29 protein-coding genes and 1 pseudogene are annotated in these 25,245 nt (G+C 63.1%); 25 read left to right on the forward strand and 5 right to left on the reverse strand.

The window, feature by feature from the left end; translation table 11 throughout:
• Positions 1-17: 17 nt before the first annotated feature.
• The gene (locus ACLGGT_RS02370; protein WP_437194956.1) at positions 18-1,238 is read right to left on the reverse strand and encodes a penicillin-binding protein activator; all 1,221 of its coding nucleotides are present in this window, start codon (positions 1,236-1,238) and stop codon (positions 18-20) included.
• Between the two features lie 84 nt (positions 1,239-1,322).
• On the opposite strand from ACLGGT_RS02370, the gene rsmI reads away from it, so the two are divergent.
• From rsmI to ACLGGT_RS02390, 4 genes are read left to right on the forward strand one after another with little or no spacing between them, the layout of a single operon-like run.
• Complete coding sequence (gene rsmI, locus ACLGGT_RS02375; protein ID WP_437194957.1) at positions 1,323-2,189, forward strand: 16S rRNA (cytidine(1402)-2'-O)-methyltransferase; 867 nt, start codon at positions 1,323-1,325, stop codon at positions 2,187-2,189.
• Between the two features lie 15 nt (positions 2,190-2,204).
• Positions 2,205-2,639, forward strand: coding sequence for a YraN family protein (locus ACLGGT_RS02380; protein WP_008279033.1), 435 nt, complete (start codon positions 2,205-2,207; stop codon positions 2,637-2,639).
• A gap of 58 nt (positions 2,640-2,697) precedes the next feature.
• Positions 2,698-3,633: a glutathione synthase gene (gshB, locus tag ACLGGT_RS02385; protein ID WP_081506790.1), complete on the forward strand. Its 936-nt coding sequence runs from the start codon at positions 2,698-2,700 to the stop codon at positions 3,631-3,633.
• Positions 3,630-4,508, forward strand: coding sequence for an alpha/beta hydrolase (locus ACLGGT_RS02390; protein ID WP_437194958.1), 879 nt, complete (start codon positions 3,630-3,632; stop codon positions 4,506-4,508). The genes gshB and ACLGGT_RS02390 overlap by 4 nt, the downstream gene beginning before the upstream one ends.
• Here ACLGGT_RS02390 and ACLGGT_RS02395 read toward each other — a convergent pair.
• Positions 4,495-4,881, reverse strand: a complete 387-nt coding sequence (locus tag ACLGGT_RS02395) for a hypothetical protein (RefSeq protein ID WP_437197387.1) — start codon at positions 4,879-4,881, stop codon at positions 4,495-4,497. The genes ACLGGT_RS02390 and ACLGGT_RS02395 overlap by 14 nt on opposite strands.
• Positions 4,882-4,896: 15 nt before the next feature.
• Positions 4,897-6,008 (reverse strand): annotated as a pseudogene (locus tag ACLGGT_RS02400) (YifB family Mg chelatase-like AAA ATPase); the annotation flags it as partial.
• 155 nt (positions 6,009-6,163) lie between these two features.
• On the opposite strand from ACLGGT_RS02400, the gene rpiA reads away from it, so the two are divergent.
• The 17 genes from rpiA to ACLGGT_RS02485 all read left to right on the forward strand — a co-directional run bounded on the left by rpiA (position 6,164) and on the right by ACLGGT_RS02485 (position 19,824).
• Entirely contained in the window at positions 6,164-6,952 is a 789-nt protein-coding gene (rpiA, locus tag ACLGGT_RS02405; protein ID WP_008279037.1) for a ribose-5-phosphate isomerase RpiA, read from the forward strand.
• Positions 6,953-6,959: 7 nt separating this feature from the next.
• Positions 6,960-8,321, forward strand: coding sequence for a glutathione-disulfide reductase (gor, locus tag ACLGGT_RS02410; RefSeq protein ID WP_437194960.1), 1,362 nt, complete (start codon positions 6,960-6,962; stop codon positions 8,319-8,321).
• Between the two features lie 69 nt (positions 8,322-8,390).
• Positions 8,391-9,542, forward strand: coding sequence for an FtsH protease activity modulator HflK (gene hflK, locus ACLGGT_RS02415; RefSeq protein ID WP_437194961.1), 1,152 nt, complete (start codon positions 8,391-8,393; stop codon positions 9,540-9,542).
• Between the two features lie 4 nt (positions 9,543-9,546).
• A complete protein-coding gene (gene hflC / locus ACLGGT_RS02420) occupies positions 9,547-10,416 on the forward strand; it encodes a protease modulator HflC (protein ID WP_008279040.1) in 870 nt (289 codons plus the stop codon).
• Positions 10,416-10,613 (forward strand): DUF2065 domain-containing protein, encoded by a 198-nt coding sequence (locus tag ACLGGT_RS02425; RefSeq protein ID WP_008279041.1) that lies wholly within the window; start codon positions 10,416-10,418, stop codon positions 10,611-10,613. The genes hflC and ACLGGT_RS02425 overlap by 1 nt, the downstream gene beginning before the upstream one ends.
• A 195-nt stretch (positions 10,614-10,808) precedes the next feature.
• Positions 10,809-12,221: a Do family serine endopeptidase gene (locus ACLGGT_RS02430; protein WP_008279042.1), complete on the forward strand. Its 1,413-nt coding sequence runs from the start codon at positions 10,809-10,811 to the stop codon at positions 12,219-12,221.
• A 142-nt stretch (positions 12,222-12,363) separates the two neighbouring features.
• The gene (locus ACLGGT_RS02435; protein ID WP_437194962.1) at positions 12,364-13,605 is read left to right on the forward strand and encodes a flagellar hook-length control protein FliK; all 1,242 of its coding nucleotides are present in this window, start codon (positions 12,364-12,366) and stop codon (positions 13,603-13,605) included.
• 8 nt (positions 13,606-13,613) lie between these two features.
• Entirely contained in the window at positions 13,614-14,189 is a 576-nt protein-coding gene (locus ACLGGT_RS02440) for a flagellar basal body-associated FliL family protein (RefSeq protein ID WP_081506796.1), read from the forward strand.
• An 8-nt stretch (positions 14,190-14,197) separates the two neighbouring features.
• A complete protein-coding gene (gene fliM, locus ACLGGT_RS02445; protein WP_008279045.1) occupies positions 14,198-15,175 on the forward strand; it encodes a flagellar motor switch protein FliM in 978 nt (325 codons plus the stop codon).
• A 16-nt stretch (positions 15,176-15,191) separates the two neighbouring features.
• Entirely contained in the window at positions 15,192-15,500 is a 309-nt protein-coding gene (fliN, locus tag ACLGGT_RS02450) for a flagellar motor switch protein FliN (RefSeq protein WP_008279046.1), read from the forward strand.
• Between the two features lie 81 nt (positions 15,501-15,581).
• Complete coding sequence (locus tag ACLGGT_RS02455) at positions 15,582-15,854, forward strand: flagellar assembly protein FliO (RefSeq protein ID WP_437194963.1); 273 nt, start codon at positions 15,582-15,584, stop codon at positions 15,852-15,854.
• Positions 15,851-16,591 carry a flagellar type III secretion system pore protein FliP gene (fliP, locus tag ACLGGT_RS02460; RefSeq protein WP_008279048.1) on the forward strand — a complete coding sequence of 247 codons (741 nt, stop codon included), beginning with the start codon at positions 15,851-15,853 and terminating at the stop codon, positions 16,589-16,591. Before ACLGGT_RS02455 ends, fliP begins: the two co-directional genes overlap by 4 nt.
• Before the next feature lie 3 nt (positions 16,592-16,594).
• On the forward strand, positions 16,595-16,861 hold the full coding sequence (fliQ, locus tag ACLGGT_RS02465) for a flagellar biosynthesis protein FliQ (RefSeq protein WP_008279049.1): 267 nt from the start codon (positions 16,595-16,597) through the stop codon (positions 16,859-16,861).
• A gap of 1 nt (position 16,862) precedes the next feature.
• The gene (gene fliR / locus ACLGGT_RS02470; protein ID WP_008279050.1) at positions 16,863-17,684 is read left to right on the forward strand and encodes a flagellar biosynthetic protein FliR; all 822 of its coding nucleotides are present in this window, start codon (positions 16,863-16,865) and stop codon (positions 17,682-17,684) included.
• A complete protein-coding gene (locus ACLGGT_RS02475; RefSeq protein WP_008279051.1) occupies positions 17,677-18,831 on the forward strand; it encodes an EscU/YscU/HrcU family type III secretion system export apparatus switch protein in 1,155 nt (384 codons plus the stop codon). Before fliR ends, ACLGGT_RS02475 begins: the two co-directional genes overlap by 8 nt.
• Positions 18,828-19,016, forward strand: coding sequence for a hypothetical protein (locus ACLGGT_RS02480; RefSeq protein WP_437194964.1), 189 nt, complete (start codon positions 18,828-18,830; stop codon positions 19,014-19,016). Before ACLGGT_RS02475 ends, ACLGGT_RS02480 begins: the two co-directional genes overlap by 4 nt.
• A 199-nt stretch (positions 19,017-19,215) precedes the next feature.
• Positions 19,216-19,824 carry a response regulator gene (locus ACLGGT_RS02485; RefSeq protein WP_008279053.1) on the forward strand — a complete coding sequence of 203 codons (609 nt, stop codon included), beginning with the start codon at positions 19,216-19,218 and terminating at the stop codon, positions 19,822-19,824.
• Positions 19,825-19,852: 28 nt separating this feature from the next.
• Here ACLGGT_RS02485 and ACLGGT_RS02490 read toward each other — a convergent pair whose 3' ends face one another.
• Together ACLGGT_RS02490 and ACLGGT_RS02495 are read right to left on the reverse strand one after the other, a co-directional pair.
• Positions 19,853-20,242 (reverse strand): META domain-containing protein, encoded by a 390-nt coding sequence (locus tag ACLGGT_RS02490; protein WP_008279054.1) that lies wholly within the window; start codon positions 20,240-20,242, stop codon positions 19,853-19,855.
• Between the two features lie 5 nt (positions 20,243-20,247).
• Entirely contained in the window at positions 20,248-20,805 is a 558-nt protein-coding gene (locus tag ACLGGT_RS02495; protein ID WP_037296907.1) for a TetR/AcrR family transcriptional regulator, read from the reverse strand.
• Between the two features lie 162 nt (positions 20,806-20,967).
• On the opposite strand from ACLGGT_RS02495, the gene phnC reads away from it, so the two are divergent.
• The 4 genes from phnC (at position 20,968) to phnE (ACLGGT_RS02515) (ending at position 25,049) form a co-directional block, all read left to right on the forward strand.
• A complete protein-coding gene (gene phnC / locus ACLGGT_RS02500) occupies positions 20,968-21,792 on the forward strand; it encodes a phosphonate ABC transporter ATP-binding protein (RefSeq protein WP_151976641.1) in 825 nt (274 codons plus the stop codon).
• Between the two features lie 64 nt (positions 21,793-21,856).
• Entirely contained in the window at positions 21,857-22,759 is a 903-nt protein-coding gene (gene phnD, locus ACLGGT_RS02505; protein ID WP_037296633.1) for a phosphonate ABC transporter substrate-binding protein, read from the forward strand.
• A gap of 69 nt (positions 22,760-22,828) precedes the next feature.
• Complete coding sequence (gene phnE / locus ACLGGT_RS02510) at positions 22,829-23,698, forward strand: phosphonate ABC transporter, permease protein PhnE (RefSeq protein ID WP_437194965.1); 870 nt, start codon at positions 22,829-22,831, stop codon at positions 23,696-23,698.
• Positions 23,699-23,702: 4 nt separating this feature from the next.
• Positions 23,703-25,049: a phosphonate ABC transporter, permease protein PhnE gene (gene phnE / locus ACLGGT_RS02515; RefSeq protein ID WP_437194966.1), complete on the forward strand. Its 1,347-nt coding sequence runs from the start codon at positions 23,703-23,705 to the stop codon at positions 25,047-25,049.
• Positions 25,050-25,245: the final 196 nt, after the last annotated feature.

A 25,245-nucleotide genomic window follows, 5' to 3' on the forward strand; every position in this document is an offset into this window, starting at 1 on the left:
GACGTTTCGCACCCTCGTCAGAGGTTGGTGCCATGATGCGCGTTGGGATCAAAATCCGGCCCCGCCAAAGCTTTGGGGGCGGGGGACAGGATCGTCACGCGCCGGTCGCGGATCGTGGCCACGGCCAGACCGCGCTCGTTGCTGCCATCGGGGCGGAACCGGAAAACACCGCTGACGCCCTGAAACCCGGCCGATTGGGTCAGCGCCGCGCGGCCCAAAGCCTCGCGGTTGCCGGATTTGACCAAGGCCCCGACCGCAGCAATGCCATCATAGGACAGGCTTGCAATGGGATGGGGGACATTGCCATAGGCGGCGCTGAATCGCTGGGTGAACTGGCTTGCACGGGCCGGGTCCGGTAGGGCGAACCATCCGCCCTGCACCCCCGGCAGATCAAGCGTCTGCGGCGGGGTATCCCAACGCGACAGGCCAATATACTGCACCCGGTCCGGGCCAAGCCCGTTTTCAGGCAACATTTGGGTAAAGAGCGGCAGGGCCCCCGCGGAATTCGCCGTGAGGAAAATCGCATCGGCAGCGTTGGTTTCGGCGGCAGTCTTGATCTTGGGGATGGCGTCAATCACGCCCTCTTGCGAGAATTCATAGCCCACGCTGCCCGCCAAGGTCGCGCCATTGTCGCGCACCGCCTGTTCAATGGCTGTGCGGCCAAGCTGACCCGCGAGATTGTCGGAATAGACCGCCATGATGCGGGATTTCTGTTGCCGGGTGGCAAAATCCGCAAGCCGGTTGGCCGTATTCTGAAAGGTCTGCCCAAGGATGAAAAGATTTCCGCCCGCAATGGTCGGATTGTTGGAAAAGGCCAGCACGTTGATGTTGCGCGGGGCCATGGCGACCGCCACGGCATTGGCCGATTCGGCATGGAGCGGCCCGATGATGATCCGCGCGCCGTCAGCGGCGGCATTGAGCGCGGCCTGCTGCGCCTGTCCAGCCTGACCAGCGGTGCCATAGACCCGCAGGTCGATCTGCACGCCTGCAAGGTCCGCAACCGCCAACCGCGCCGCGTTTTCAAGATCGCGCGCCAACTGCGCCTCTTGCGCATCCGCACTGCCATGCGGCACGAGCAAGGCCACCGGCACCGGCCCCGAAGGTGCCGTGCCACCACCACCGGGCGCGGCCACCGACACAGGCTGACAGGCGGCCAAGACGAGTGCTGCAAGCATCAGGAAAGGCCGAAGCGCCAGGGCGGCGACCGACTTGCGGATGATGTGTAAAACGGCGAACATGCGTATCTCTCACTCCCTTGTTGCGCTTTGCCCTTGGCCAGACGCGATTGCGGACAATCATAACGGTCATATGGAGCGGGTCCAGTGGTGAATCCCAAACAGCAGAAACTGGCCGGTGGTCTCTACCTCATCGCCACACCGATCGGCACCGCGCGCGACATCACGCTGCGCGCGCTCGACATCCTCGCCTCGGCGGATGTGCTGGTGGCCGAAGATACGCGCAGCCTGCGGCGGCTGATGGAGATTCACGGCGTTCGGCTCGATGACCGCCCGCTCTGGCCCTATCACGACCACAACGGCGGGCAGATGCGGCCCCGGATACTGGCGGCGCTCGAGGCTGGACAATCGGTGGTCTACGCCTCAGAGGCGGGGACGCCAATGGTGGCAGACCCCGGATTCGATCTGGGCCGCGCGGCGGTCGCGGCGGGGTTTGACCTTGTCTCGGCCCCCGGCCCTTCGGCAGTGATCACGGCGCTGACGCTGGCGGGCCTGCCCACGGATCGCTTTCTCTTTGCAGGGTTCCTGCCCAACACCGCCTCCAAGCGCAAGACGGTGCTCAAGGAGCTGGCAAGCGTGCCCGCAACGCTGGTGTTTTACGAATCGCCCAAGCGGGTGGCGGCGATGCTGCGCGATGCGGCCGAAGTGTTGGGCGGTGCGCGCGCCGCGGCGGTCTGCCGCGAGTTGACCAAGAAATTCGAGGAGGTCCGGCGCGGCACGCTCAGTGAATTGGCCCTGATCTGGGCCGATGCGCCGCCAAAAGGCGAAATTGTCGTGATTATTGATCGTGGCGGTTCGGAGAAAATTAAGGAAGTTGATTTAGACCGTATGGTGCTTGATGCGCTCAAGGGGCACTCTGTGCGCGATGCGGCGGATCTGGTGGCGGCGGACACAGGCATGCCCCGGCGCGAGATTTATCAACGGGCGCTCTCTTTGGCAAAGAGCGGAGATTAAGAGGCGGATTGAGAGATGCGGCAACTGGCATTTGATTTTGAGGCGATTGGCGGGGCGGCGATTGTGGTGGCCCCGCTTGTCTTGCGCCGTCAGGATCGGGGGCGGCGCGCCTATCTCTCGGGTCGGGCGGCGGAGGCCGGTGTTTTGCGCGCCTACGAACGGCGGGGCGTGACAGCATTGCACCAACGCTGGCGCGGGCAAAGTGGCGAGATCGACATGATCCTGCGCGCGCCCGATACGTATGTCTTCTGCGAGGTCAAGCAGGCGGCCAGCTTTGATCTGGCCATCGAGCGGCTGCACCAAGGCCAGATGCGGCGCATTCACGCCGCCGCGTCGGAATATCTGGGCCTTTTGCCCGAGGGGCAATTGGCCTCTGTTCGTTTTGATCTGGGGATCGTGGATGGCCGGGGCAATGTGCGCATTCTTGAGAATGCCTTTGGTCATTTCTGAATTGCGCGCCCCGCGCTCTTGCCGCATGTAGGCAGGAGACGGTGAAAAGGGGCAGGATATGAAAATCGCCTTTCAGATGGACCCGATCGGGCCGATCAATATCAACGGAGACAGCACCTTTCGCATCGCGGAAGAGGCGCAGGCGCGCGGCTATGAGCTGTTTTACTACACGCCCGACCGGCTGGCCTATGACGAGGGGCGGGTGACGGCGCGGGGCTGGCCCCTGACCGTGCAACGGGTGCAGGGCGATCATTTTCGGCTGGGCGCAGAGCAAACAGTCGATCTGAGCACCTTCGATGTGGTCTGGCTGCGCCAAGACCCGCCGTTCGATATGTTCTACATCACCACAACCCATATCCTGCAACGGCTGAGCCCCGGCACACTGGTGGCAAATGATCCGTTCTGGGTGCGCAACTATCCTGAAAAGCTGCTGATTCTCGATTTCCCGCAACTCATGCCGCCCACGGCGATTGCCCGCGATCTCGAGACGATCCGCGCCTTTCGCGCACGGCATGGCGATGTGATCCTCAAGCCGCTTTACGGCAACGGCGGCGCGGGCGTGTTCCACCTGCCCGAGAGCGACCGCAACCTTGCCAGCCTGCATGAGATGTTCACCGGATTCAGCCGCGAGCCGCTCATCGTGCAAAAATACCTGCCCGCCGTCAGCAAGGGCGACAAACGGGTGATTCTGGTGGATGGCGAACCCATCGGGGCCATCAACCGCGTGCCCGCGCAGGGCGAGACGCGCTCGAACATGCATGTGGGCGGGCGCGCGGAAAAGGTCGAGCTGACCGCCCGCGACCGCGAGATTTGCGCCACCATCGGGCCGCTTTTGCGCGAGAAGGGGCAGATATTCGTCGGCATAGACGTGATCGGCGACTATCTCACCGAGATCAACGTGACCTCGCCCACCGGCCTGCAAGAGCTGGAGCGGTTTGACGGCACCAATGGTGCCGGGCTGATCTGGGATGCAATCGCGACACGGCGGGGATGAGCTGGCAGCTGCGCCTCTTGAACCGCCAGTTGCGCTGGTTCGAGAAGCCGGCGCTGGCACGCCATGACAAGGACCGCCTCCGGCGGTCCTTTGCGTTCAAATCGCGGCTTTATTTTCATGCCCCCTTTGGCAGTTCCTTTCAGTGTGACACGCTAGACAGGGTGCCGGTGCAATGGGCGCGGGCCCGCGCTGCGCGACCTGCGCCCGTGATCCTCTATTTCCATGGCGGGGCCTATGTCTTTGGCACCTCGAGCACGCATCGGGCGATGCTGGCCAAGCTCTCGGCGCTGACCGGGCTGCCCGCCTGTTTGCCCGATTACCGGCTGGCCCCCGAGCATCCTTTTCCGGCGCAGATCACGGATGCGCTGGCCACATACCGCGCGCTGAGGGCCAAGCAGGAGGTGATCATCGGTGGCGATAGCGCGGGCGGCGGGCTGGCGCTCGCGCTCTTGCATGAAATCCTTGCACAGGGTCTTGCCCCGCCCTTGGGCGTCTTTGCCTTTTCGCCCCTTACCGATGTGACCTATTCCGGCGCGTCCGTCACCGAGAATGCCGCGCGCGATTGCGTGCTGTCGGCCACCCGGATCGGCGAGATGCTGGAGATGTTCTTGCGCGGGCAAGACCCGCGCGACCCGCGCGCCTCGCCGCTTTTTGGTGTGTTCACCGGCGCGCCGCCCGTGTGGATGACCGTGGGCGACACCGAGATCCTGCGCGATGATACGCTGCGGATGCAGGCCGCGCTGGTGGCGCAGGGCGTGCAGAGCACACTCACCGTCGGGCCCGATCATCCGCATGTCTGGCCAATTTTCCACAATATCTTGCCCGAGGCGCGCAGCACCCTGCGCGATCTGGCCGCCTGGATCAGCTCTCTTTGACCCCGGCGATGCGAAAACTGACCGCTTCGGCCACATGCGGCAGGCGCACCTGATCAGAGCCGTCAAGATCGGCGATGGTGCGCGCCACCCGCAACACCCGGTGATAGCCCCGCGCCGTAAGCCCGAAGCGGCTGGCAACGCGCGTGACAAGGGCGCGCCCCTCGGCGTCCGGCGTGGCGACATCATCGAGCACCGCCCCTTCGGCATCGGCGTTGAGGCGCATATGGGCATGGCCCGCATAGCGCGCAGCCTGCACTGCGCGCGCGGCGGCCACGCGCCCTGCGACCGTGGCCGAGACATCTCCGGATGCGGGCAGATCAAGGTCGCTAAAGGCCACGGGCGGCACCTCGATCCGCAGATCAAAGCGGTCCATCAGCGGGCCGGAAATGCGGCCAATATACTCTTCGCCGCAGTTGGGTGCGCGCGAACAGGCGCGGGCGGGATCAGAGAGATAGCCGCATTTGCACGGGTTGGCCGCCGCCACCAGCATGAACCGGCAGGGATATTTCACATGCGCATTGGCGCGGGCGACCATGACCTCGCCGGTCTCGATCGGTTGGCGCAGGGTTTCCAGCACGGTTCGGGGAAATTCGGGAAACTCATCCATGAAGAGCACGCCATTATGCGCAAGGCTGATCTCGCCCGGCTTGGCACTGCGCCCGCCGCCGACGATGGCGGCCATCGAGGCGGTGTGATGCGGCTCGCGGAAGGGGCGCGCGCGGTTGATCCCCCCTCTGACAAAAGACCCGCAAGCGAATGGATCATCGAGGTTTCCAGCGCCTCGGGGGCCGACAGCGGTGGCAGGATACCGGGCAGACGCGCGGCCAGCATGGATTTGCCAGATCCCGGCGTGCCGATCATCATCAGGTGATGCCGCCCAGCGGCGGCAATTTCCAGCGCGCGTTTGGCGCGTTCCTGCCCTTTGACGTCGCGCAAGTCGCGGCCCTGTGGCGGTGCGATCACCTCGCCGGGGTCCGAGGCGGGGATCGGGGCCTGTCCGGTATAGTGGCGCACCACATCCGAGAGCGAGGCAGCGGCGATCACCTGCACCGCACCGACCCAAGCCGCCTCGGGGCCGCAGGATTTGGGGCAAAGCAGGATACGGTGTTCTTCGGCGGCGGCCATGGCGGCGGGCAACGCGCCGATCACCGCGATAAGCGTGCCATCAAGGGATAACTCGCCCAGTGCCGTTGTCCCCTCGGCGGCGTCATGCGGGATGATTTCGAGCGCTGCCAGAAGGGCGAGCGCGATGGGCAGGTCAAAATGGCTGCCCTCTTTCGGCATGTCGGCGGGCGAGAGGTTGATGGTGATGCGCCGCGACGGCAGGGCGATGGCCATGGCCGAGAGCGCCGCGCGCACCCGGTCGCGCGCCTCGGACACCGCCTTGTCGGGCAGGCCCACGAGGGAAAAGGCGGGAACGCCCGGCGTGATGGCGCATTGCACCTCGACGGGCTTGGCCTCGACCCCCTCAAAGGCCACGGTATAGGCGCGCGCGACCATGTGGTTCCCTATGCTTCTAACAAGGTTAATGCGTAGCGCGGCAGAGGTTTAAGAATGGTTAACGCTGGCTGCCCTTTGAAACCGGGCGAATTCGGTCTCGCACCTGCGCGGCATCTCTCTTATAACCCCTGCGAAACAGTCTGGGAGTCGCTGCCATGACCGGAGAATTGTCGCCGATTGACAAGGCCAAATTCGTTGCCGCCAAGCGGTCGGTGGATTTCGTCGAGGACGGGATGCGCGTGGGCCTTGGCACCGGATCAACCGCCGCGTGGATGGTCCGCTGTCTGGGAGAGTTGGTGCGCGAGGGCGGCTTGCGCATTCGCGGCGTGCCGACATCGACGCGCACGGCGGAACTGGCGCGTGAGGTGGGGATCGAGGTTATCAGCCTGGATGAGGCGAAATGGCTCGACCTTACAATTGACGGGGCCGATGAATTTGACAGCAATCTCAATCTGATCAAGGGCGGCGGCGGCGCGCTCTTGCAAGAAAAGATCGTGGCGACAGCCTCTGACCAGATGATCGTGATCGCCGATGTCGGCAAGGAGGTCGAGACGCTGGGCGCCTTCCCCCTGCCGGTAGAGGTGATCCCCTTTGGTTGGCAGACCACGAAATCGCTGGTCGAGGAACTCTTGATCAATATGGATGTGCTGGGGCGCGATGCCACGCTGCGGATGAATGGCGCGCGGCCCTTCATCACCGATGAGGGCAATTATATTCTCGATCTGCATCTGGGGCGGATTGGGGCCGCGCATCAACTCTCGATGGCGCTCAATCAGATGCCGGGGGTGGTTGAAAACGGGCTTTTCCTCGATATCTGCGATGTGGTCATTCTGGGCTATGGCGATGGCCGTGTGGAAACCCGCGACATCAACGAAGGCACCGTGGAGGAAGACCGGCTCGACTTTGTCGAGACCGACAATCTCTTTCGTGATCTGACGGATTGAGGGGACGATGATGAGCGAATTCGACTACGATCTTTTCGTGATCGGCGGCGGGTCTGGCGGCGTGCGCGCAGCGCGGGTGGCGGCACAGGGTGGCGCGCGCGTCGCCTTGGCCGAAGAAGATCGCTATGGCGGCACCTGCGTTATTCGCGGCTGTGTGCCCAAGAAACTGATGGTCTTTGCCTCAGAATATCGCGGGGCTATGGCCGATGCGCAGGCCTATGGCTGGACAGTGCATGCGGGCGGGTTCGATTGGGTCACCTTCCGCGACAAGCTGCATACCGAGTTGGACCGGCTCGAAGGGGTCTATCGCGGCATTCTGAAAAACAACGGGGTCGAGACTTATGATAGCCGGGCGCGCCTTGTTGATCCGCATACGGTGGAACTGGCCGACGGCACGCGGCTGAGCGCCAAACATATCCTCATCGCAACTGGCGGGCGGCCCGTGAAACCCGATCTGCCGGGGGCGGAGCATGCGATCACCAGCAATGAGATCTTTCATCTAGAGCGGCTGCCCAAGTCGATCCTGATCGTCGGCGGCGGCTATATCGCGTGCGAATTCGCCTGCATCCTCAACGGTTTGGGGGTCAAGGTCACGCAGTTCTATCGCGGCGCGCAAATTCTGCGCGGCTTTGACGAAGAGGCGCGCGGGCTGGTCTCGGACGAGATGATCGCCTCGGGGATCACCCTGCGTCTGGGAACCAATATCGAGACGATGGAGCCCGTCGACGGCGGCTATCGCGTGACCGGCACCAATGGCAGCGAGGCGGTGTTTGAACAGGTGATGTTCGCCACCGGGCGCGCGCCCAACACGGAAAATCTGGGGCTTGAGGCCGCAGGCGTGTCCGTGGGCCGCAAGGGCGAGATTGTCGTGGATGCCTATAGCCAGACCGGCGTGCCCTCGGTCTATGCGATTGGCGATGTGACCGACCGTGTGAACCTCACGCCGGTGGCCATCCGCGAAGGCATGGCCTTTGTGGAAACGGTGTTCAACGGCAACCCGACGCCGGTGGACCATGATCTGATCCCCACCGCGATTTTCACCCAACCCGAGATGGGCACCGTGGGCCTGAGCGAAGAAGCCGCGCGCGAGCAAGAGCCGATCGAGGTCTATGCCACCTCGTTCCGGCCCATGCAGACGGCCTTTGCCGGGCGACCCGACCGGGTGTTGATGAAACTGATCGTAAGCCAGGCCACCCGCAAGGTGCTGGGGTGTCATATCGTCGCTCCGGGTGCGGGCGAGATGATCCAGATGGCGGGGATCGCCGTCAAGATGGGCGCGACAAAAGAAGACTTCGACCGCACCGTAGCGGTGCATCCGACCATGTCGGAAGAGCTTGTAACGATGAAAACGCCTGTGCGCACCGCTTGATTTTTCGCCTGTGCTGCACAGGTTGTGAAACGGGCCGGGAACGGCAGGACAACAAGGGAAGACAAACGTATGGCTGGAAACTCTGGCGGCCCATGGGGCGGCGGCGGAAATTCGGGCGGCGGCGGCGATGACCGCGACCGCAATGGTGGGGGTGGCAGGCGTCCCCCAGAGGGAGGACCGCAGCTGCCCGAAATCGACGAGTTGGTGCGCAGGGGTCAGGATCAGCTTCGGGTTCTCATGGGGGGGCGCGGCGGCGGCAACAAGGGTGGCGGCACCGGCGGCGACGGTGGGCCGCAGTTCGGCAAAGGCACCATTGGCCTTGCGGCCTTGGGTGCAGTCGCGCTCTGGGTCTTTGCCAGCGTCTATACGGTCAAACCCGAAGAGCAATCGGTCGAGCTCTTCTTGGGGGCCTATTACAAGACAGGCAATCCCGGTCTGAACTTTGCCCCATGGCCCATTGTGACGGCTGAAATCGTCAATGTGACCTCGGAACGGACCGAGGATATCGGTCGCAGCACCGGCGGGCGTGAAGGCGGGCTGATGCTGACCACGGATGCCAATATCGTCGATATCGGCTTTCAGGTGGTGTGGAACATCTCCGATCCCGCCAAGCTGCTCTTTAACATCCGCGATCCGCAACTGACGGTGCAGGCGGTGTCGGAATCGGTGATGCGCGAGATCATCGCAGCGTCCAATCTGGCCCCCATCCTCAACCGGGATCGTGGGATCATCGCCGACACAGCGATGCGCAACATCCAAGAAGCGCTAGACGAATATGACAGCGGGATTCAGGTGGTGCGGGTCAACCTCGACAAGGCCGATCCGCCGCGCGAGGTGATCGACAGCTTCCGCGAAGTGCAGGCCGCCGAACAGGAACGCGACCGTTTGCAACGGCAGGCGGATGCCTATGCCAACCGGGCGCTGGCAGAAGCGCGCGGTCAAGCCGCCCAAATCCTAGAGGATTCGGAAGGCTACCGCGCCCGCGTCGTCAACGAGGCACAGGGTGACGCGAGCCGCTTCACCTCGGTTCTCGAAGAATACGCCAAGGCACCGGATGTGACGCGCAAACGTCTTTATATCGAGACAATGGAGCGGGTTCTTGGCGGGATCGACAAGACCATTCTCGACAGTTCCATCGTCGGCAGCGAAGGCGGTAACGGGGTTGTGCCCTATCTGCCGCTGAACGAGCTGCGCCGCTCTACGACAGAACAGGGGAACTAAGATCATGACCAAATTTCTAATCCCTCTTGTGGTCGTTCTGGGCTTTTTGGGTCTCTCTTCGGTCTTTGTGGTCGATGAGCGCGAAAAGGTTCTGGTGCTGCAATTCGGCCAGATCAAATCCGTCAAGGAAGAACCGGGCCTGTCGTTCAAGATCCCCTTCATTCAGGAGGTGGTGCGCTATGATGACCGCATCCTGTCGCTCGATACCGACACCATCGAGGTCACGCCGTCGGATGACCGCCGTCTTGTGGTCGATGCCTTTGCGCGTTACCGCATCCGCGACGCGGTGCAGTTCCGTCAGGCCGTCGGCGTGGGCGGGGTGCGTCTGGCCGAGGATCGTCTGTCGTCCATTCTCAACGCGCAGATCCGCGAAGTTCTGGGTGCCGATCAGGTGACGTCCGATACGATCCTGTCCGAAGATCGCCGCGAATTGATGCGCCGCATCCAGCGACAGGCACAGACCAGTGCGGCGGGCCTTGGCCTTGACGTGGTGGATGTGCGGCTCAAGCAGACCAACCTGCCCGAGCAGAACCTCGAGGCGACGTTTGCCCGGATGCGCGCCGAGCGCGAGCGGGAAGCCGCCGACGAGATCGCCCGTGGTAACGAGGCCGCACAGCGCGTGCGCGCCCTTGCCGACCGGACCGTGACCGAGACGCTCTCGGATGCCGAGCGTGAAGCGCAGGTGATCCGAGGCGAGGCCGACGCCGAACGCAACGCGATCTTTGCCGAGGCTTTTGGTGCCGACCCCGAGTTCTTTGCCTTCTACCGCTCGCTCGAAGCCTATGAAAAGGCGCTGCAAGGCAACAATTCTTCGATGGTAATGACACCGGACAGCGAATTCTTTGACTATCTCAAGTCGGGAAGCGCGCCATAATGCTCGAAACCGCGCTTCTTGCGTTGGGGCTGGTGCTGATTGTGGAGGGGCTGGTCTATGCACTGGCCCCTTCGCTTATTGAACAGATGCTTGTGGCCCTGTCGGCGCTGCCCGTCGAGGCGCGGCGCCTCATGGGAGCGATTGCGCTGGTGCTGGGGCTGATCCTTGTGTGGGCGGCCAAGACGCTTGGCGCTTGATCTTGGTCCGCCAAAACGGTCACATGGATGTGAATTGATCCCGCAAACTTTGCGATCCGGCAAAGACCACCTACATTCCAGTGCAAGAGGGCGCGCGTGCCGCCCGATGCACGAACCAAAGGAGACATTGGTGTGAACACCCAAACGATTTCCACAACACGATCCCTGCCCAGCGGCCTGCGGGCTCTTTGGGTCATGGCCCTGATGGTCGGGCTGTTGATCGCTCAGGCAATGGCCGCGTCAGCACGGCCCGACAGCTTTGCCGATCTTGCGGACAAAATCAGCCCGGCGGTGGTGAACATCACAACGTCAACCGTGGTCGAACGGGGCACCGGCCCCTCGCCCATCGTGCCCGAAGGCTCGCCCTTCGAAGACTTCTTCGAGCAGTTCCGCGACCGTCTGGGCGAAGGTGACCGCCCACAGCGTTCCTCAGCGCTTGGGTCCGGCTTTGTGATTTCCGAAGATGGATTTGTGGTCACGAACAACCACGTGATCGAAAGCGCGGATGAAATCATCATCGAATTCTTTTCCGGTGAAACCCTTGCCGCCGAGGTGATCGGCACCGACCCCAAGACCGATATCGCCCTGCTCAAGGTCAAGGCGGATAAACCGCTGCCCTTCGTCAGCTTTGGCGACAGTGACACCGCCCGCGTGGGCGATTGGGTGCTGGCCATGGGCAACCCGCTGGGTCAGGGATTCTCGCTGTCTGCGGGCATCGTTTCGGCGCGCAACCGCGCGCTCAGCGGCACCTATGACGACTTTATTCAGACCGACGCGGCCATCAACCGGGGCAACTCGGGCGGGCCGCTCTTTAACCTCGACGGTCAGGTCGTGGGCGTGAACACCGCCATCCTCAGCCCCACCGGCGGCTCGATCGGTATCGGCTTTTCCATGGCCTCGAATGTGGTCAAGCGCGTGGTCGATCAATTGCAGGAATTCGGGGAAACGCGGCGCGGCTGGCTGGGCGTGCGGATTCAGGACGTCACAGCCGATGTGGCCGAGGCGATGGGGCTTGAGAAAGCCGCCGGTGCCCTTGTGACGGATGTACCCGAAGGCCCCGCAGCCGATGCCGGCATGCTGGCCGGTGACGTGATCACGTCCTTTGACGGGCAGGATGTGTCCGACACCCGCAGCCTTGTGCGCACCGTGGGCAATACCGAGGTGGGCAAGACCGTGCGCGTCGTGGTCTTCCGCGAGGGTAAGACAACCACGCTCAAGATCACATTGGGCCGCCGCGAAGAGGCCGAAGGTGCCATTCCCGTGGCCCAGCCCGGCGAGGAGGCCACCCCCGAGGCACCCGTAGAAAAGACCATTTTGGGCCTCACGCTGACCCCGCTCAGTGACGAGCTGCGCGCGCAGCTTGAGCTGGATAATTCGGCAACGGGCCTTGTCGTGGTGAATATCGACGAGCTGTCCGAGGCCTATGAAAAAGGTCTGCGCGCGGGCGATGTGATCACCGAGGCCGGACAGCAAAAAGTGGCCAGCATCTCTGATCTTGACGACCGCATCGCCGAGGCTAAAGAGGCCGGGCGCAAATCCCTGCTGATGCTGGTGCGCAGCGGTGGCGATCCGCGGTTCGTGGCGCTTTCGATCGAAGATAACAAGTAAACGCCCCTGACCAAGGGCCGCAAAGGCACCCCGATCCGGGGTGCCTTTTTCATTGCGCCGGGCGCATATCGTCTGGCCGCGCCCAGCCTGCGCTTGGCATGATGCTTGCACCTTCTGGAGTGACCCCCAGACGGAGCCCGGCATGATCGCCCCGGTATTGACCAGCCTTCCCAACCCCGCTGCCACGGCCCCGGCCCGTGGTGCGACGGCGCTTGGCCAAGGCGCTGGCGTGCCAAACCAAGGCTTTTCCGCCCTTTTGGACGCAGCACAGGCCCCGGCGCAGCCCCCCGCGCAGCTTTCCACTCTAGGCCTTGGGCCGATCACGCCGGGCCCCACGCCTGCTGTCGCAGCGCCCGTGCCCACAGCGCCCGTGCCCACGCCCGTGGCAAATCCGGCGGGCGTGCCCATCGGCGATTTCCAACCGCCTCGGATCACCACCGAGACCGTCCCACCCCAACCAGACAGCGCCCTCGAGGCGCAGATCACGCCCGAGGATATACCCCTGTCCGAAGCCGCCTCTGCGCAGGGGGCAACGGATCACCTGCCCATCGCCACGCCAGCCCCCGAACCGGGCGCAGTCCCGCTCGTTGCAGCGCAAGTCGCACAAGCGGCCTCGGAGCCCGACATCACCGACACATCTGAGCTCACCGAAAGCGTGGAACCCCCGGAAACCGCCGAAGCGCCGCCACTCGCCGCCTCTGCCCTGCCCATCGCGGCCCCCCTCATGCCCGCGCCGCCGCCCACAGCGCCCACAGGCAGCACCGCACCCGCCACAGCCGCGCTCAGCGCCGATCCCGCCCCGCTTGCCCCCGCTGAACCCAGCGGAGCCGCGCCCATGGCCACAGCAGAAGCCACGCCCATGGCCGCGCCACAAGCCGCGCTGCAAACCGCCGCCCCTGCCCCCCTGACCAGCGCCCCGCTGCCCCAAACCCTTGATCTTGCGGCCCCCAACTGGCCCGAACAGATGGTGCAGGACATTCAGCAGGGCATCAGCGCAGATATCGACACTCTGACCCTCACGCTCACCCCCGAGCGTCTTGGCCCGCTGCAAATCCGGCTAGAAACTCAGGACGGTGTGACCCATGTGCATATCGTCACCGAAAGCCCCGAAGCCGCCCGCGCCATGGCCGAGGCCCAGCCGCGTCTGGCCGAGGCCATGGCCCGCGCCGGGCTCGAGATGGGCAGCCAATCCACCACGACGACGGGCGGCTCAGGCGGCGCGGCGGGCTTTGGCACCACGGGCGGCGATGCCAACCCGCGTGGCAATGGCCAGCCCGGCACCGAACCGGCCCTGTCGCAGGATGCCACCGCTCACGATGACAGCTCCTCACACCCGCTTTCTCCGCGCGCGCCTGCGCGCTCTTCCATTGACCTGATCGCCTGAGGTTTCCCATGGCCGATGCCGCACTCCCCAATCTCGATGCCCGCCCCAAGGGTGGCTTTCTCAAGAAGATGCTTGTCTGGCTTTTGATGGCGCTCCTTCTAGGCGGCGGCGGCTTTGGGGCGGGTTTCTACCTGTCTGGCGGGGCGCTGTCGCCGTCGCAAGAGGTGTTGCGCCTGCTCGAATTGGAAACCGCCGCCGCCGAGGCCGCGGGCGAGGCCGAGGCTGGCCCCAAGCGCATCCCCAAGGAAATGCCCGAGGCCCCCGTCTTCGAGACCCGCTATCACGAGTTTCCCGATCCGCTGACCACCAATCTAAAAGGCTCGCGCCGGTTTCTCCAGATCGGTGTTGGCGTTTCGACCCAATATGACGAGAGCGTCATCGCGCATATCGAAACCCACGCCATGGCCCTGCGCTCGGATATGTTGGCGGTGATCTCGGGCTTTGCCGAAGAAGATGTCGAAGGCACCGCCGGACGCGAGGCGCTGGCCGAGGCGCTCAAGACTGCGATCAACGCCCGCCTCGAAGCCCTCGAAGGGTTCGGCGGCATCGAGGGCGTCTTCTTTCCCTCCTTTGTCCTGCAATAGGTCGCCCCATGGCCCGCAACACCACCAGTGCCACCCACAAGCTTAGCTCGAACGAGGTCGCAGCCCTTGTCGACGGCCTGCTCGACATGGAGAAAGAGCAGACCCACGGCACCGAAAGCGTCAAGCGCTACAAATTCGGCTCTGACAACCTGTCGATCATGGGCGATTACCACGGGTTGCGCATGGTCAACGAACGCTTTTGTCGTCTGGCGCGGCCCGTGTTCCTGCCGTTCCTGCGGATGCACCCGCGCATCTCTGCCTTTCCACCCGAGGTCAAAAGCTTTTCGCATTACTGCGACGAGTTGGAGAATTTTGTCAGCCTGACCACCGCCCGCGTCGATGCGCTGCGCAGCAATCAGTTGATCATGCTGCCGCCCAATTTCGTATCCTTGCTGACCAATGCCTATTACGGCGGCAATATCGCCTATCTGCCGGGTGGCCGCGCCGAGTTTACCGCCAGCGAGACGCGGGTGATCGAAATCGTGACCAAGGGCATCTACCGCGCGCTCGAGGCCGCGTGGCGCGATCTGATCCCGCTCGATTTCGCCAATCCGGTGCATGAGGACAATCTGCAATTCGCCACCTTTGTCGAAAGCGAAGAAAAGGTGGTCTGCTGCTCTTTCATCATCCAGCTGCCCGAGGCCGATCCGGCCACGTTGGATCTTATTTACCCGCTTCAGGCGCTCAAACCCATTGCCGCGCGCCTGCGCTCGCGGATGCAGTCGGATCAAGTGGCCGATGACCTGCGCTGGCGCAGCCGCCTGCGCGAGGCGGTGATGGCTGTGCCGCTCAATGTCACGGCGCGTCTGGCCGAACCCAATGTGCCCATCAGCGCCCTGACCGGGCTGCGCCCCGGTCGTGTCGTGCCGGTTGATCTGACGCTGCGCCCGCAATTGCTGGTCGAAGGCACACCGCTCTTTGACGCCGAACCGGGCGCGCAGAATGGCCGCGCCGCGCTCTCGCTTACCCGCCGTATCGAACCCTGACCCCAAGGACCCCGCCATGACCAATGATGCCACCCCCCCGACCGACCAGCCCGACACCAGCCTGACCAACGTGGACCTTGGCCTTTTGGCCAATGTCCGTGTCAGCATGACCGTTGAGGTGGGCAATACCCAAATCACACTGCAAGACCTCTTGCGCCTCAACGAAGGCTCGGTGGTGGAACTCGACCGCATGGCGGGCGACCCGCTCGACATTCTGGTCAACGGCACCCCCATCGCCAAGGGCGAGGTGGTCGTGGTGGGCGAGAAATTCGGCATCCGCTTTGGCGATATCGTCGATCCCCGGCAACGGATCGAAACCGTCTGACACCCTACCCCTTTGCGTGGCACGAAACCTGCACGGGTTGATCAACTGACCCTTGATCAACCTTTGCAGGAGAATACCCCCGTGGATGTCTTGACCCCTGACCGCATCCTGACCATTGCGGGCTTTCTGGGCGTGCTCGTGCTTGTCTGGGCCGTGATCCGCCATAAACGCGCACCGCTCGCCGCCCGTCTGGCAACCGGTCGCAAACTGGAACTGACCGAGACGCTCAATCTGGGCGGCGACAGCCGCGCGCTCTTGCTCAAGGCCGAAGGGCAAACCGTGCTGGTGGTGATGGGCCGCCGCTCGGGCACCGCCCTGACCCTCTTGACCCAGACCGAGGGAGCCACAGCATGAGCCGCCTTCTTCCGCTTCTGATCCTTGCCCTTCTGCTGCCTGCGCCGGTTCTGGCGCAACAGGGCCTGCCCGCAATCACCCTCTCGGACGAGAACGGCACGACCTATTCGCTCTCACTGCAAATTCTGGCGCTGATGACGGCGCTCACGGTGCTGCCGTCGCTGGTGCTGGGCATGACCGCCTTTACCCGCATCATCATCGTGCTGTCGATCCTGCGGCAAGCCATGGGCACGATGCAGACACCTCCCAATCAGGTGCTTATCGCCATCGCGCTTTTTTTGTCGTTCTTCGTGATGCAGCCAGTGCTGACAGAGGTGTATGACACCGCGCTCAGCCCCTATCTTGATGGGCAGATGGCCCCGGATGTGGCGGTGCGGCTGGCCTGGGACAAGCTGTCAGGCTTCATGCTGGCCAATACCCGGCAGAACGACCTTTTGATGTTCGCGGAACTGGCGGGCGATGCCCCCTATGCCAGCGACGCCGAAGTGCCGGTGGCCGTGCTCTTGCCCGCCTATATCACTTCGGAACTCAAGACCGCGTTCCAGATCGGCTTTCTGCTGTTCCTGCCCTTTCTGGTGATCGACATGGTGATCGCCTCGATCCTGATGGCACTCGGCATGATGATGCTCTCGCCGATGATCGTGTCGCTGCCCTTCAAACTGCTGTTGTTCGTGCTGGTCGATGGCTGGGCCCTGACCATGGGCTCGCTTGCCTCCAGCTTTCAAGGAGCGCTCTGAGCCATGGATTTCGACGCCAATATCGAACATTTGCGCATGGCCTACTGGAATATCCTGCTGACAGCAGGTCCGGTCCTGCTGGTGGCGCTCGCCGTGGGCCTTGTGATCGGCATCCTTCAGGCAGCCACCTCGATCAACGAGGCAACACTTAGCTTTGTGCCGAAAATGGCCATCGTGATCGTGACCATGGCGCTCATGTCGGGCTTCATGCTCAGCACGATGACCGATTATTTCACCCATGTCTTCGACGCCATCGCGACGATGCACTAGGATGCTGCCCGAATTCGCCCCCTCTGCCACCGGTTTGCCGGGTCTGGAACTCACGCAGTTGACGGGGCTCGCGCTGCAATTTCTGTTCGCCATGCTGCGCATCGGTGCCTTTGTCCTTTCGGCCCCGCTCTTTGCGGCGCGGTTCATCTCGTTGCCGGTGCGGATCATCATTTCGGTCTGCCTGACGGTGCCACTGATGGGTCAGGTGCCGATCCCCGAACCCGATGCGCTCTCCAGCCTCTCCAGCGTGGTTATCGCCCTGCGTGAACTGGCGATCGGGCTCTCGGCGGGGATGGTGCTGCAAATCCTCTTTGCCGCCGCCGTCATGGCCGGCGACCGCATCGCCAATACCGCCGGTCTGGGCCTTGCGGCGCAGGTCGATCCCACCAGCGGCTCGCAATCGCCGGTCATTGGCCAGTTTTTCATGCTGTTCCTCTTGGCCATTTTCGTGACCGAGGACGGCCATCTTGCCGCCATCCGCCTGATGCTCGACAGCTATCGCCTTATTCCCATCGGCACGCCCATCGCGGGCACGGTGCTGATCGACGCAAGCATGGAGGCGACCACAGCGATGTTTCGCAACGCGGCCCAGTTGATGATGCCCGTCGTCTCGGTGCTATTGCTGCTGAACCTCGTGATCGGGGTGATCACCCGCTCTGCCCCCTCGCTCAATCTTTTTGCCTTTGGCTTTCCGCTGACGATGACCGCCACGCTGGTCTTGCTTTTTCTCACCGTCACCAGCCTTGGCCCCGCCCTGTCGGAACGGGTGGCACAGGCCTTGCAGCATCTGATGGAGATGTTGAACGGATTACCCAATGGCTGACGCAGACGACGGACAGGAAAAAACCGAAGAGCCAACCCAGAAACGCCGCCAAGAGGCGCGCGAAGAAGGGCGGATCACAACCTCTACCGAGGTCTTCGTGCTGGTCACGCTGGGCATGGGCGCGCTTATCCTCAGCGCCGGACAATGGGCGCTGCCGGGGCTGGCCGGGCTTTGGGCAACAGGGCTGGTGATCGACGGGGCGCAATCGCTCGACGCGATGATGATTGGGCACACGCGCGATATGATGCTCTGGATGCTGGCTGCTGGCCCCGGACTGGGCCTGCCGCTGCTGGCGGCTGTGCTCATGGCGCAATCGGCCATGGGTGGCCTCAATTTCGCGCCCAAGGCACTAGGCTTCAAACCCGAGAAAATGAACCCCATGACCGGGCTGGGGCGGATGGTGTCGATGAAGGCGCTGGTCGATCTGCTCAAGGCGGTGCTCAAGGTCACGCTCTTGCTTGCGGCGGGTGTGCTGATGCTCTACCCGCTTTTGCCTGCGCTTGGCAGCTCTTCGGCGCTGGCACCCGGCGATGCAATGGTGCTCTTTGGCACGGCGATGCTGCGGGTGCTGGGCGGGCTGCTCCTTGGCCTTGTGGTGATCGCAGCACTTGATCTTGGCTGGCAAATCCACTCCAACACAAAATCCATGCGCATGTCGCGGCAGGACATCAAGGACGAATCCAAGGAATCCGAAGGCTCGCCCGAGCAAAAAGGTGCGATGCGCCGCCGCCAGATGCAGGCCTCGCGCCGCGCGTCAGAGCGCAAGGCATTGGCCGATGTACCGATGGCCACCGCCATCATCACCAACCCCACTCATTTCGCCATCGCCCTGCGTTACGAGCCGGGCACCGATACCGCACCGCGCATCCTTGCCATGGGCAAGGGACCAATGGCGCAGGCTGTGATCCGCCGGGGCCGCCGCGCGGGTGTCACTACATTGCAAGTGCCGCCACTGGCGCGCGCCCTTTACTTTACAGGGGCCATTGGCCGGGAAATTCCCGATGTGCTCTTTGCCGCCGTGGCTGTGATCCTTGCGCATGTGTGGCGTCTGGAACAGGGGCAACCCGCCCCCATGCCCGATGTCGACCTGCCCCCCGACCTGACCCTTGACGAATTTGGCCGCCCCCTCAGATGGAGAAATCAATGACCGAGCGCCCCCGCTCCACCGGAGAAATGATCTCGACCCTTTGCTTTATTGGCGTGGGTCTCTGGTCTCTGGGCACCGCCCTAGAGGCCCCTCAGCCCAAGGCCGCGCTGCTGCTGCTTTGTGCCGCCGCCTGCTTTTTAGGCGCAGCACGCCATCCCATCGCCCAACGGCTTGACCGCCGATAGAGGGCAGTCACCAAAGGATTTCGCCCCCTTCCCAAGACAAATCGCAACACTTGACGACAGATTTCCCCAACCTGCACCGAAACTATTGAACTTCGCCCCGGAATGTCTAACAGATGGGGATAGTTCACGATGCACAGAGCTGGGCTCGCGTCGCCACGCCGCGATTGAATTACAGCGCAGGACAACCCAGGCAATGTCTATGAAAATTTTACTTGCAGACGATCACAACCTTCTCGCCGAAGCCGTGGGCAACATGCTCAACGCGCAGCCCGGCAATGTGGCGATCACCACCGATTCCTATGATGGCATCCTCAGCCTGCTGTCCGAGCATACAGATGTCGATATCGTCCTGCTCGACCTCAAGATGCCCGGCATGGTCGGCCTCGCCAGCGTCAAAAGCGTGATCGAGAAATCCGCCCCCGCCAAGGTCGTGCTTTTTACCGGCATGGTGGATCGGCATTTCCTGCACAGCGCGCTGGAATTGGGCTGCAAGGGGCTGATCCCTAAAACGATGCCGCTGCAATCACTCAACAGCGTGCTGCAACTGATCAATTCGGGGCAGGTCTTTGTACCGATGGACGCCGGCACGCCGGGCCTCGACAAGGCCGGGCCAGAACATGACCTGACGGAAAAGGAACTTTTCGTGCTGCGCCTTGCCGCCGATGGTCTGACCAACAAGGAAATCGCGCGCGACATGGGCACCAACGAGGTCACGATCAAGATGCACATGCGCTCGATCTGCAAAAAGCTGAACGCCCGCAACCGCGCCCATGCCGCCATGATCAGCCGCGAACGCGCGCTGATCTGAGCGAGGCGCGGAGCGCCGCCGCGTGTCCCTACTCCCCCGCGCGAAACACCATCTCGCGGCCCGCGTCATTGGACAGAATCAAAACAGGTCCCAGTACCTCGACCAAACTCATCTCGCGCAGCGCCGCCAGATAGAGCGCCTCTGCTGCCAACTCCGGACAGGCGCGCTTGGTTGTCACAACGCTTTCGGCGGAAAACCACGGATAGGGCACGGTCTGCCTGCCGGAATAGGTGTTGCACGGCCCCGCGCCCGCCAATGCCCCCTTTGCCGGAAACTCCAGCGTTGCGCGCGCGCCAAACGCCGCGCCGTCAATGCTTTCAAGATGCCAGATCTGATCGGCCCCGCCATAGCCTGTCACCGTCTCATCCTTGCAAGCGCCCAACGCCGACAGCGCCATAACCGCCAAAGCCAGCCGCATCGGCCCTACCTCAGCGCAAGAATGAGATCGACCAGCGAGCCAATCGCCGGGGCCGCCTGATCCCGCGCCGGATCACGCATCGCCTGCATCCCGATCGCCGCCGCATAAACGATGCGCGCCATTTCCAGATTGCCGATGTCACAGGCCGAAAGCAGCCGATGCAACCGCGCCAGCCGTGCCGTATCCACCCGCGCCACCGCCTCTGCGGCGATAGGATCGGTTCCGGCCCAGGCCCGGATCGCTGATTCGGCGCGCCGTGTCAGGCTATCGGCCTCAGCCGTGGCAGCCATGGCCTGCGCACAGCCGCGCAACCGCGCCGCCTCGGTGGCGGCCTGCGATGCCGCCTCCAGCCCCTGTGCGGCGTCCTCTTCCCACAGCGCCAAAAGCGCTGCAGAATAGGCCGGAACATCCGCAAAATGCCAGTAAAACGACCCTTTCGTTGCCCCCAGCCGCCGCGCCAAAGGCTCTGCGCCCAGCGCCGCCGGACCCACCTCGCACAGCGCCTCGAACCCGGCCAAAAGCCAGTCATCGCGGGTCAGTCGGGGGCGGCGCAACGCAGTCATGCCCCTGCCATACGCAGCCCGCCCTTGCGCTGCAAGAGGCGGCGCTGTCGCGGGGCGCAGCATTGGCCCTGTCAGCCCCCTGTCGCAAAAGTTTTACGCGTCTGTCGCAAACTCTTTGAGAACCGCCGTTACGTGGTGGCCCAACCCAAGGAGGCATCGACCGTGCTCAGCATCGAGAACCTGACCAGAACTTTTGGCCAGAACACCGCCGTGGACAGGGTGTCCTTCACCGTCGACAGACCGGCGATGATCGGCATCATCGGTCGCTCGGGGGCTGGCAAATCCACGCTGCTGCGCATGATCAACCGGCTTACCGATGCCACATCGGGGCAAATCCTTTTCGAGGGCCGCGACGTGACAGCCCTCAAAGGTGCCGACAAACGCGCGTGGCATTCGGACTGCGCCATGATCTTTCAACAGTTCAACCTTGTGCCGCGTATGGATGTGGTCTCGAACGTGCTGCATGGCACGCTCAACCGCCGCTCGACGCTGGCCACCATGTTCAACCTCTACCCCGATGCCGATATTCACCGCGCCATCGAAATCCTTGACAGGCTTGGCATCGCTGACCATGCCCCCAAGCGCGCCGAGGCGCTCTCGGGCGGGCAACAGCAGCGCGTGGCGATTGCCCGCGCCCTGATGCAGGACCCTAAGATCGTCCTCGCGGATGAACCGATTGCCAGCCTTGATCCGATGAACGCGCAGCTCGTAATGGACGACCTGCGCCGCATTCACGAAGAGGACGGGCGCACGGTCATCGCCAACCTGCACACGCTCGATACCGCGCGGCGCTACTGCGACCGCGTGATCGGCATGTTGCATGGCCGCGTCGTGTTCGACGGCACGCCCGAACAACTGACCACTGGCGTTGCGCGCGACATCTACGGTGCCGATGCCTCGTTTTCCGAAGCCAGCACATCGACCTCGATTGAAACGCTCGACCGCAGCACCGCCCGCGCCCTGCGCGCGGCCGAGGCGGCGGTCTGACGACCCGCGAACCACCCAAGGCCCGCCGGGGGTGGCGGGCCGCAATCCAACCGGAGAAAAACCCATGAAGAACCTCTTTGCTGCCATCGTCGCCACCACCGCTCTGGTCAGCCCCGCGCTGGCCCAAGACCAGATCACCGAATTCCGCATCGGCATTCTGGGCGGTGAAAACGCCCAAGACCGCATGTCGTCAAACGAATGCTACCGCGCCAAGGCCGAAGACCTGCTCGGCGTGCCGGTCAAGCTCTTTACCCCCGCCGATTATGACGGTGTGATTCAGGGCCTGCTTGGCGGCACGCTCGACATGGCTTGGCTTGGGGCCTCCGCCTATGCCAAGGCCTATCTGACCGACCCAGAGGCGGTCGAGCCGGTCATGGTCAAGACCAACCTCGACAAATCCTATGGCTATTATGCCATCGGCTTTGCGCGCAAAGACCGTAACATCGCCTCGCTCGACGACATGAAGGGCAAAGTCTTTGCCTTTGGTGATCCCAACTCGACCAGCGGCTACCTGATCCCCTCGATCGAGATCCCCGTCGAAATCGGGGCCAGCATGGACTCGGGCGACTACTTTGGTGAGGTCAAGTTCGTGGGCGGCCACGAGCAGACCATCGTTGCCGTCGCCAATGGCGATGTCGACGCGGGTGTCACCTGGGCCGATGGCATGGGCGCATGGGAAGACGGCTACAACTCGGGCGCGCTGCGCAAGGCGGCGGATGCGGGCCTTGTCGACATGAACCAGATCGTCGAAATCTGGAAATCCAAGCCCATCCCCGAAGGCCCCATCGTCCTGCGCAAATCCCTGCCCGAGCGCGTCAAGCTGGACATCACCACCCTGACCGCCTCGCTCCCCTATATGGACGCCGATTGCGCCTATAACTTCATGGCCGGCGAGGCGCTCGGCTTCCAGCCGATCAACCACGACGCCTATCTCTCGATCATCGAGGCGCGCAAGGCCTCGAACTGACGGCCAAGCGCGGACACAGAACCGGGCCTGCATCGCCGCAGGCCCGGTTTCGCATGACGGGGGACCAGAATGACCGATATGACCGCAGGACAGGCCGCCGCACGGGTGAAATCCGTGCAAGACGCCTATATGGAGATGACCCGCCGCAAACGCCTCTACGGCATGGTGATGCTGGTCGTCTTCATCGCCCTCATGGTCTCGGGCTTTCGCGTGGCGGATGCGCGCAACGCGGGCGGCTTTTGGGACGGGATCGGCAATATCTTTCAGTTTCCCGGCGAAGTGCTATCCGAGGCCGCTGAGAAAATCGCCAACCTGCCGGGGCTGATGGCCAAATTCCTGCCCTCGCTGCTGGAGACCGTCAACATCGCCGCAGCCTCTACGCTTCTGGGCGCGCTTGGGGCGGTGATGATCTCGCTTCTGGCAACACGCGGGCTGGCAAAATGGCCCCGCCTCATCGGTCTCTTTCGCCGGATCATGGATATCCTGCGCGCTGTGCCCGAGATTGTCATCGCCCTCGTGCTGATATTCATCCTCGGCGGCGGCCCGGTGCCTGCGATGATCGCCATCGCCATTCACACCATGGGCGCGCTCGGCAAGCTCTTTTCCGAGGTCAATGAAAACGCCAGCCTCAAACCCGTCGAGGGGCTGCAATCGGTGGGGGCGACATGGGGTCAACGGATGTGGCTGGGCGTGATCCCGCAGGTGGCCCCCAATTACCTCAGCTACGCGCTCCTGCGCTTCGAGATCAACATCCGCGCCTCCGCCATCTTGGGCTTTGTTGGCTCTGGCGGCATCGGATACGACCTGAAAAACGCCTTTAGCTGGGGCCAAGGGCGTTACGATGAGGTGGCCGCGATCTTTCTGCTCTTGTTCGGCACAATCGTGCTTTTTGACCAACTCTCCAGCCATTACCGCAACAAGCTGATCGGCGAGGGCTAAGACCATGAGCATGATGACCGACATCACCCCGCCCCTCTTTGACGCCGCCACCCTCTTTCGCCGAAAACGGCGGTTGGCCTTTGCCGTCCCGGCGGTGATCCTTGCCTATTTCACCTATATCTTCTTTGCGTTCAATATCATGGGGCTGGCCGACCGTGCGCGGCTCGACAATGCCCGCATCCTTGTCGCCGATAGCTATAGCTACAAAACCCATGTCACCCGCGACAACCGGTCGGGCGCGCTCAGCATCGCAGTCGAGGGCGAGAACAAGGGCACATGGCCCGAGGGGCGCAGCCCCGATTGGGTCGATATCCAAAGCCCGGAACGCACGCTCGTATCCCTGAAACACGGTCAAGAGGTGCTGATTGACGGCAACACGCTGCGCTATGATGTGCCGGGCTATGGGCTGATCACAGCCGAGGTCACGCGCCGCGAGGGTGTCAAACTCACCCTGCCCACAGACACCATCCCCGACTGGATCAGCGCCAGCGACGCGCGGGTGGACATCACCACCGAGGCCGGTCGCGTGACCCTGACACGGGCGCGCACCGAGGTGATGCGCTATCACTTCGGCTGGGAACTCTTCTGGTTCACCCTCGACAGCCCGTTCTATGGCAAAAGCTTTGGTGAATTGGCTCGCCTTGCCGTCTCGGGCGAACGGGTGGTCGCGGACAAAAGCAACCTTGCGGCGATGGTATCCGACGTCTGGAACAACCGCATGTGGCAGCACAAGGATGTGCTCTGGGCCATTTTCGAAACCATTCTCATGGCCTTTCTCGGCACCATGGGGGCGGGCCTCGTGGCGCTGCCGCTGGCCTTTGCGGCGGCGCGCAACTTCTCGCCCTATCTCGCGGTGCGTGCGGCGGTGCGGCGCGTCTTTGATCTCTTGCGCGGGGTCGATGCGCTGATCTGGACGCTGGTGCTCGCCCGCGCCTTTGGCCCCGGCCCGATGACCGGCGCGCTGGCCATTCTGCTCACGGATACCGGCACCTTTGGCAAACTCTTTTCCGAGGCGCTGGAAAACGTCGACAAGAACCAAATCGAAGGCGTCCAATCCACAGGGGCCAAACCGCTGCAACGCTATCGCTTTGGCGTGATCCCTCAGATCACACCCGTCCTGCTCAGCCAACTGCTCTATTACCTCGAATCCAACACCCGCAGCGCCACCATCATCGGGGCTATCACCGGCGGTGGGATCGGCCTCTTGCTCACACAGGCCATGATCACGCAAAAGGACTGGGAAGAGGTCAGCTATTACATCATTCTCATTCTGATCATGGTGATGCTGATGGACACCCTGTCCGGCTGGTTGCGCCGCAAACTTATCACCTCGGACGACGCTGGGCATTGAGAGGGCGGACTGTGAGTATTTGAACCATAAAGAAACAGCCCTCGCTCTTCTTTTTGGCTAAAATACTCCCGCCGGAGAAAATATCTTCGAGGCGCCTTCCAGAATGGTGCTCCATACCAGCCCCTCATCGCACAAGAGACGTCATTAACAACGTTTCTATGCATGTATCTTAGGACATCACCCCTCAAGGCAGGCG

Source organism: Roseovarius sp. MS2 (assembly GCF_051447875.1).
Classification (GTDB): domain Bacteria; phylum Pseudomonadota; class Alphaproteobacteria; order Rhodobacterales; family Rhodobacteraceae; genus Roseovarius; species Roseovarius mucosus_A.